We start from the raw sequence: 6,607 nt of genomic DNA, 5'->3' as shown, positions 1-6,607 counted from the left end.
CCCCGACGGGATCCTCGCCACCCCCGTGGAGACCGTGCCGGGACGCGACATCCCGGCCGCCCACAAGCGGCTGGCGGCCATCGTCGCGGAGTACGAGCCCATCGAGGTGGTGATCGGCCTCCCGCGCTCGCTCAACGGGCGCGAGGGGCCGGCCGCGGCCAAGGTGCGCACCTTCGCCCGCGAATTGGCGCGGCGGGTCCAGCCGGTGTCCGTACGGCTGGTGGACGAGCGTATGACGACCGTCACAGCGGCGCATGGCCTCCGGGCGTCCGGGGTGTCGTCCAAGAAGGGCCGTTCGGTCGTTGACCAGGCAGCCGCGGTGGTCATTTTGCAGAGCGCGCTGGAGACCGAGCGGGCCTCCGGCCGGGCGCCGGGCGAGGCCGTCGAAGTGGTCATCTGATCGCGATACGGTAACGTTCCGCGCGACATGGCAGCCGTCGCTTGTGCCGCGAGCGCACTGGGCGGCTGCCACCGCCATCGCTAGGGGTTCGATGACTGAGTACGGCCGGGGACCCGGCTCCCAACCGTGGCATCCCGAGGACCCGTTGTACGGGGACCAGGGGTGGGGCGGCCATCAGGCGGTGAGCGGTCAGGATCCCTACGCGCAGGACCCGAACGATCCGTACGGGCAGGTCCCCTACCCGCGGGACGGTTACGCGCAGGACGGATACGCGCAGGACGGTTACTCCCCGAGCGTCCACGGCCAGGACCTCTACGGGCAGGATCCGTACGGGCACCAGCAGTACGCCCACGGATACCCGCAGGACGGGCAGGCGTTCCCGCAGCAGCAACAGCAGTCCGCCTGGGACCAGCAGATACAGCAGGGACAGCAGGCGCAGCAGGGCTACGACAACGGCGGCTGGGACGGCTCGTACGGCGCCGGGATGGACCCCAACGACCCGTACGGCTACGCGGCCCAGGGCGGCGTCCAGGAGGGCTTCCCGCAGCAGGCGGCGCACGAGCCGCCGCCGCAGGACGCGCAAATGCCGGGGGAGACCCAGCAGATGCCCCAGGTGCCGCAGGAGGCGCCGCAGGAGCCGCGGGAGTCCCCGCAGGACCGCCCGGACGACCATCCGTTCTTCCGGACCGACAGTGCCGCCGACGGCGGCGACAGTGCGGCGGACGACGACGAGGACGCTGCCTCCGAGGGCCGCTCGAAGAAGTCCAAGAAGTCCAAGAAATCCAAGAAGGCGGAGTCCGGGACCAAGCGCCGCAGCGGGGTCGCCTGCCTCTTCGTCACGGTCGTCCTGGTGGGCGCCGTCGGCGGTGGCGGCTATTTCGCGTACGACTTCTGGCAGACCCGCTTCGGCCCGGCTCCGGACTACGCGGGCCAGGGCACCGGTCAGGTCGAGGTGGAGGTTCCCGACGGATCCGGCAATGCCGAAATCGGCAGCATCCTCGCCGAAAAAGGCGTGGTGAAGAGCAGCGGCGCATTCGTGGAAGCCGTCGAGGACAGCGGAAAGTTCGTCCAGCCGGGCAGCTACAGCCTCCGCAAGGAAATGTCCGGCGCCGCCGCGGTGAAGCTCATGCTCAGCCCCGCGGGCAACAATGCCCTGATCGTCACCGAGGGCATGCGCGATGCCGCGGTCTACGCGGCGATCGACAAGAAGACCGGCGTCAAGGCGGGTACCACGGCGGGCGTTGCCAAGAAGGAGGCCAAGAACCTCGGGCTGCCTTCCTGGGCGAACGACAATGCCAAGATCAAGGATCCGCTGGAAGGATTCCTCTACCCGTCCCGCTACAGCGTGGCCAAGAAGGCGAAGCCCGCGGACGTCCTGCGCAAGATGGTCGCCGAGGCCAAGCGGAACTACGCGCGGCAGGATCTGGAGGGCAAAGCCAAGGAGCTGGGCCTCAAGAGCCCGCTGCAACTCATCACCGTGGCGAGCCTGGTCCAGGCGGAGGGAATCACCCACAGCGACTTCCGCAAGATGGCCGAAGTGGTCTACAACCGGCTCGAGCCCGGCAACAGCCAGACCAATGGCAAGCTGGAATTCGACTCGACGTACAACTACATCAAGAACCAGAGCAAGCTCGACATCTCGGTCAGCGAAATCAAGGGTTACGACAACCCGTACAACACCTACTTCTACAAGGGTCTGCCGCCGGGCCCGATCGGGAATCCCGGCGCGGACGCGCTCAAGGCGTCGATGAACCCGACCAGCGACGGCTGGTACTACTTCGTGGCGATCGGCAACAAGAGCCAGTTCTCCAAGACCTACGCGGAACACCAGAAGTGGGTCGACAAGTTCAACAAGCAGCAGCGCGAGAACAACGGCTGAGGAAAGACATGTCCCACACCCGCCGCGCGGCCGTGCTCGGCTCGCCGGTCGCCCACTCCCTGTCCCCGGCGCTGCACAACGCCGCGTACCGGAAGCTGGGTCTCGACGGCTGGACTTACGGTGCCGTCGAACTGGACGAGGCCGCGCTGCCCGGCTTCTTCGAGCGGATCGGCGGGCCGGAGGAGCAGGGCTGGGCGGGGTTCTCAGTGACCATGCCGCTCAAGCGCGCGGTCATCCCGCTGCTGGACCGCATCAGCGACACGGCTGCCTCCGTGGAGGCGGTCAACACGGTCGTCCTGACCGACGACGGCCGGCGGCTCGGCGACAACACCGACATCCCGGGCATGGTGGCCGCGCTCGCGGAGCGCGGCGTCGAGCGGGTGGAGCGGGCCGCCGTCCTGGGCGCCGGAGCCACCGCCTCCTCCGCCCTGGCCGCGCTCGCCCGCATCTGCGACGGCGAGGTCACCGCGTACGTCCGCAGCGACGCCCGGGCGGCCGAGATGCGGCAGTGGGGCGAGCGGCTGGGCGTGCCGGTGCGTACGGCGGACTGGGCCGCGGCGACCGAGGCGTTCGACGCCCCGCTGGTCATCGCCACCACTCCCGCCGGGACGACCGACGCGCTCGCCGCGTCCGTCCCCGAGCGCCCCGGCACGCTCTTCGACGTGCTCTACGACCCCTGGCCGACCGCGCTGGCCGCCGCCTGGCAGGGACGCGGCGGCGCCGTGGTCGGCGGGCTCGACCTGCTGGTCCACCAGGCCGTGCCGCAGGTCGAGCAGATCCCCGGACGCGCCCCGGCGCCGCTCGCCGCGATGCGCGAGGCGGGCGAGGCGGCCCTCGCCGCCCGCTCCTGACGCCCGCGCGGCGTCTCATGTCCAGGTCCGTCTGGTGGACCACTGCCCCGGGCCCTTCGGCGGACGTGGGAGGATCGGTAGGAGGCGGGCCAGGGCCGCACCAGGTCCCGCCGATACACGTCGAGGGGCAAGCATGAGGGAGCACCGTTGAGCAGGTTGCGCTGGCTGACCGCGGGGGAGTCGCACGGCCCCGCGCTTGTGGCGACGCTGGAGGGGCTGCCCGCAGGGGTGCCGATCACCACCGACATGGTGGCGGACGCCCTCGCGCGGCGCCGTCTCGGCTACGGCCGCGGGGCGCGGATGAAGTTCGAGCGCGACGAGGTCACCTTCATCGGCGGCGTCCGGCACGGCCTCACCCTCGGCTCCCCGGTCGCGATCATGGTCGGCAACACCGAGTGGCCCAAGTGGGAACAGGTCATGGCCGCCGACCCGGTCGACCCCGAGATCCTGGAGGGGCTGGCCCGTAACGCGCCGCTGACCCGCCCCCGCCCCGGCCACGCCGACCTGGCCGGGATGCAGAAGTACGGCTTCGACGAGGCCCGGCCCATCCTGGAGCGCGCCAGCGCCCGTGAGACCGCCGCCCGCGTCGCCCTCGGCACCGTCGCCCGCTCGTACCTCAAGGAGACGGCCGGGATCGAGATCGTCTCCCATGTGACCGAGCTGGCCGCAGCCAAGGCGCCGTACGGCGTCTACCCCAAGCCGTCCGACGTCGAGCGGCTCGACGCCGACCCGGTGCGCTGCCTCGACGCCGACGCGAGCAAGGCGATGGTGGCCGAGATCGACCAGGCCCACAAGGACGGCGACACCCTCGGCGGCGTCGTCGAGGTGCTGGCGTACGGCGTGCCCGTCGGTCTCGGTTCGCACGTCCACTGGGACCGCCGGCTGGACGCGCGGCTGGCCGCCGCGCTGATGGGCATCCAGGCCATCAAGGGCGTCGAGGTCGGCGACGGCTTCGACCTCGCCCGGGTGCCCGGCTCCCAGGCGCACGACGAGATCGTCTCGACCGACGAGGGCATCAAGCGCTCCTCGGGCCGCTCCGGCGGCACCGAGGGCGGGCTGACCACCGGTGAGCTGCTGCGGGTGCGGGCCGCGATGAAGCCCATCGCGACCGTGCCCAAGGCGCTGGCCACCGTCGACGTCACCACCGGCGAGGCCACCAAGGCCCACCACCAGCGCTCGGACGTGTGCGCGGTGCCCGCCGCGGGCATCGTCGCCGAGGCCATGGTCGCCCTGGTGCTGGCGGACGCGGTCGCCGAGAAGTTCGGCGGCGACTCGGTCGCCGAGACCCGCCGCAACGTACAGGGATTCCTCGACAGCCTGGCCATCCGGTGAGCGGCCCCAGCGCGCCGGAGGGGCCCGCGGCCGTCCTGGTCGGACCCATGGGCGTCGGGAAGAGCACCGTCGGACGGGTGCTCGCTGAGCGGCTGGGCACCACGTTCCGCGACACCGACACCGACATCGTGGAGTCCGCGGGCAAGGAGATCTCCGAGATCTTCATCGACGAGGGCGAACCCCACTTCCGCGAGCTGGAGCGGCAGGCCGTGGCGACCGCCGTCGCCGGGCACCCGGGCGTGCTGGCGCTCGGCGGCGGCGCGATCCTCGACCCGGACACCCGCGCCCTGCTCACCGGCCTGCCGGTGGTCTTCCTGGAGATGGGCGTCGCCGAGGCCGTCAAGCGCACCGGCCTGGACGCCCCCCGCCCGCTGCTCGCCGTCAACCCCCGCCAGCGCTGGCGCGAGCTGATGGAACAGCGCCGCCCGCTGTACACCGAAGTCGCCCGGGCCGTCGTGACGACCGAGGGCCGCACCCCCGACGAGGTCGCCGACGCCGTCATGGACGCACTGGAGCTGAAGAAGGCATGAGCACCGAAACCCCCACGCGCATCCAGGTCGGCGGCACCGCGGGCACCGCGCCGTACGAGGTCCTGGTCGGCCGGCAGCTCCTCGGCGAGCTGCCCGGCCTGATCGGGGAGGCCGTCAAGCGCGTCGCCGTCCTGCACCCCGAGGCGCTGGCCGACACCGGTGAGGCGATCCGCCAGGACCTCGCCGACCAGGGGTACGAGGCCATCGCGATCCAGCTGCCGAACGCGGAGGAGGCCAAGACCGCCGAGGTCGCCGCGTACTGCTGGAAGGCGCTCGGCCAGACCGGCTTCACCCGCAGCGATGTCATCGTCGGCGTCGGCGGCGGCGCGACCACCGACCTCGCCGGGTTCGTCGCCGCGACCTGGCTGCGCGGGGTGCGCTGGATCGCCGTCCCGACGACCGTGCTCGGCATGGTCGACGCGGCGGTCGGCGGCAAGACCGGCATCAACACCGCCGAGGGCAAGAACCTCGTCGGCGCCTTCCACCCCCCGGCCGGGGTGCTGTGCGACCTGGCCGCGCTGGACTCGCTGCCGGTCAACGACTACATCAGCGGCCTCGCCGAGGTCATCAAGGCCGGATTCATCGCCGACCCGGCCATCCTGGAGCTGATCGAGCAGGACCCGGCCGCGGCCCGTATCCCCGGCGGTGTGCACACCGCCGAGCTGATCGAGCGCTCCATCCGGGTCAAGGCCGAGGTCGTCTCCAGCGACCTCAAGGAATCCGGCCTGCGCGAGATCCTCAACTACGGGCACACCCTCGCGCACGCCATCGAGAAGAACGAGCGCTACAACTGGCGGCACGGCGCCGCCGTCTCCGTCGGCATGGTCTTCGCCGCCGAACTGGGCCGTCTCGCGGGCCGCCTGGACGACGCCACCGCCGACCGGCACCGCGCCGTCCTGGAGTCCGTCGGCCTGCCCCTCACCTACCGCGGCGACCAGTGGCCCAAGCTGCTGGAGACCATGAAGGTCGACAAGAAGTCCCGCGGTGACCTGCTGCGTTTCATCGTGCTGGACGGCATCGCCAAGCCGACCGTGCTGGAAGGGCCGGACCCGGCGGTGCTGCTCGCGGCGTACGGGGAGATCTCCCGGGACAGCTCGCAGGGCTGACCCGGTTCCGTCACAGCTGTGTCATCGCCATGGAAGCCCGCGGCACCGCCGCGGGCTTTCCAACACCCCGGCAAGTGCCCGCAGTTGGGGGCCTCCGCGGACGAATTGCCTGGCTGACGCGCCAAGACGGGCACGCATCGGGTTTTCGGGGCGTTCACACAGCGACGGCCTGGGCAGGTACCGTTCGGTAGGAGCGGCCTCAGCGCCGCGTCACCACGCGACAGTTGTCCGTCACGACTGCCGCCTGTACGAGACGGAGTGCCACCGGATGCAGCACGCAGTGGGAGCTCCGCTGCCACCGTCCCACCGGCCGGCGGGGCAGGGGCCCGGGCCGCAGGACGCAGGCTGGGCCCAGAGCGCGAGTCAGCCCCCCGGTCCCCCTCCGCACCACCCGGCCCCGCCCGTACCTCCGATGCCCACCCCACCGGCCCAGCCCGCGCACCCCGCCGCGCCCATGCCGCCGGTGCCCGTGCCCCCGGTGCCCGCCCCGCCCGCGCCCGCGCCTCCGG

6 protein-coding genes are annotated in these 6,607 nt (G+C 71.8%); all 6 read left to right on the top strand.

Features of this window, described 5'->3' with window-relative positions; translation table 11 throughout:
- On the top strand, nucleotides 1-400 hold a 400-nt coding region (ruvX, locus tag SSOG_RS07640), incomplete at its 5' end, for a Holliday junction resolvase RuvX (protein ID WP_063631543.1).
- A 91-nt stretch (nucleotides 401-491) separates the two neighbouring features.
- A complete protein-coding gene (gene mltG / locus SSOG_RS07635; RefSeq protein WP_039936843.1) occupies nucleotides 492-2,279 on the top strand; it encodes an endolytic transglycosylase MltG in 1,788 nt (595 codons plus the stop codon).
- Between the two features lie 8 nt (nucleotides 2,280-2,287).
- Nucleotides 2,288-3,130, top strand: a complete 843-nt coding sequence (locus SSOG_RS07630; protein WP_009713635.1) for a shikimate dehydrogenase — start codon at nucleotides 2,288-2,290, stop codon at nucleotides 3,128-3,130.
- A 147-nt stretch (nucleotides 3,131-3,277) separates the two neighbouring features.
- Entirely contained in the window at nucleotides 3,278-4,462 is a 1,185-nt protein-coding gene (gene aroC / locus SSOG_RS07625) for a chorismate synthase (protein WP_009713634.1), read from the top strand.
- Entirely contained in the window at nucleotides 4,459-4,992 is a 534-nt protein-coding gene (locus SSOG_RS07620) for a shikimate kinase (protein WP_234364971.1), read from the top strand. Before aroC ends, SSOG_RS07620 begins: the two co-directional genes overlap by 4 nt.
- Nucleotides 4,989-6,098: a 3-dehydroquinate synthase gene (gene aroB / locus SSOG_RS07615; RefSeq protein ID WP_009713632.1), complete on the top strand. Its 1,110-nt coding sequence runs from the start codon at nucleotides 4,989-4,991 to the stop codon at nucleotides 6,096-6,098. Before SSOG_RS07620 ends, aroB begins: the two co-directional genes overlap by 4 nt.
- Nucleotides 6,099-6,607: the final 509 nt, after the last annotated feature.

Source organism: Streptomyces himastatinicus ATCC 53653 (assembly GCF_000158915.1).
Lineage (GTDB): Bacteria > Actinomycetota > Actinomycetes > Streptomycetales > Streptomycetaceae > Streptomyces > Streptomyces himastatinicus.
The sequence above is the reverse complement of the archived record's forward strand: the minus strand, read 5'-3'. Positions and strand labels throughout refer to the sequence as shown.

Coding starts and splice junctions, on each gene's coding strand:
- aroB (WP_009713632.1), top strand. CDS start 4,989: ATGAGCACCGAAACCCCCACGCGCATCCAGGTCGGCGGCACCGCGGGC.
- SSOG_RS07630 (WP_009713635.1), top strand. CDS start 2,288: ATGTCCCACACCCGCCGCGCGGCCGTGCTCGGCTCGCCGGTCGCCCAC.
- mltG (WP_039936843.1), top strand. CDS start 492: ATGACTGAGTACGGCCGGGGACCCGGCTCCCAACCGTGGCATCCCGAG.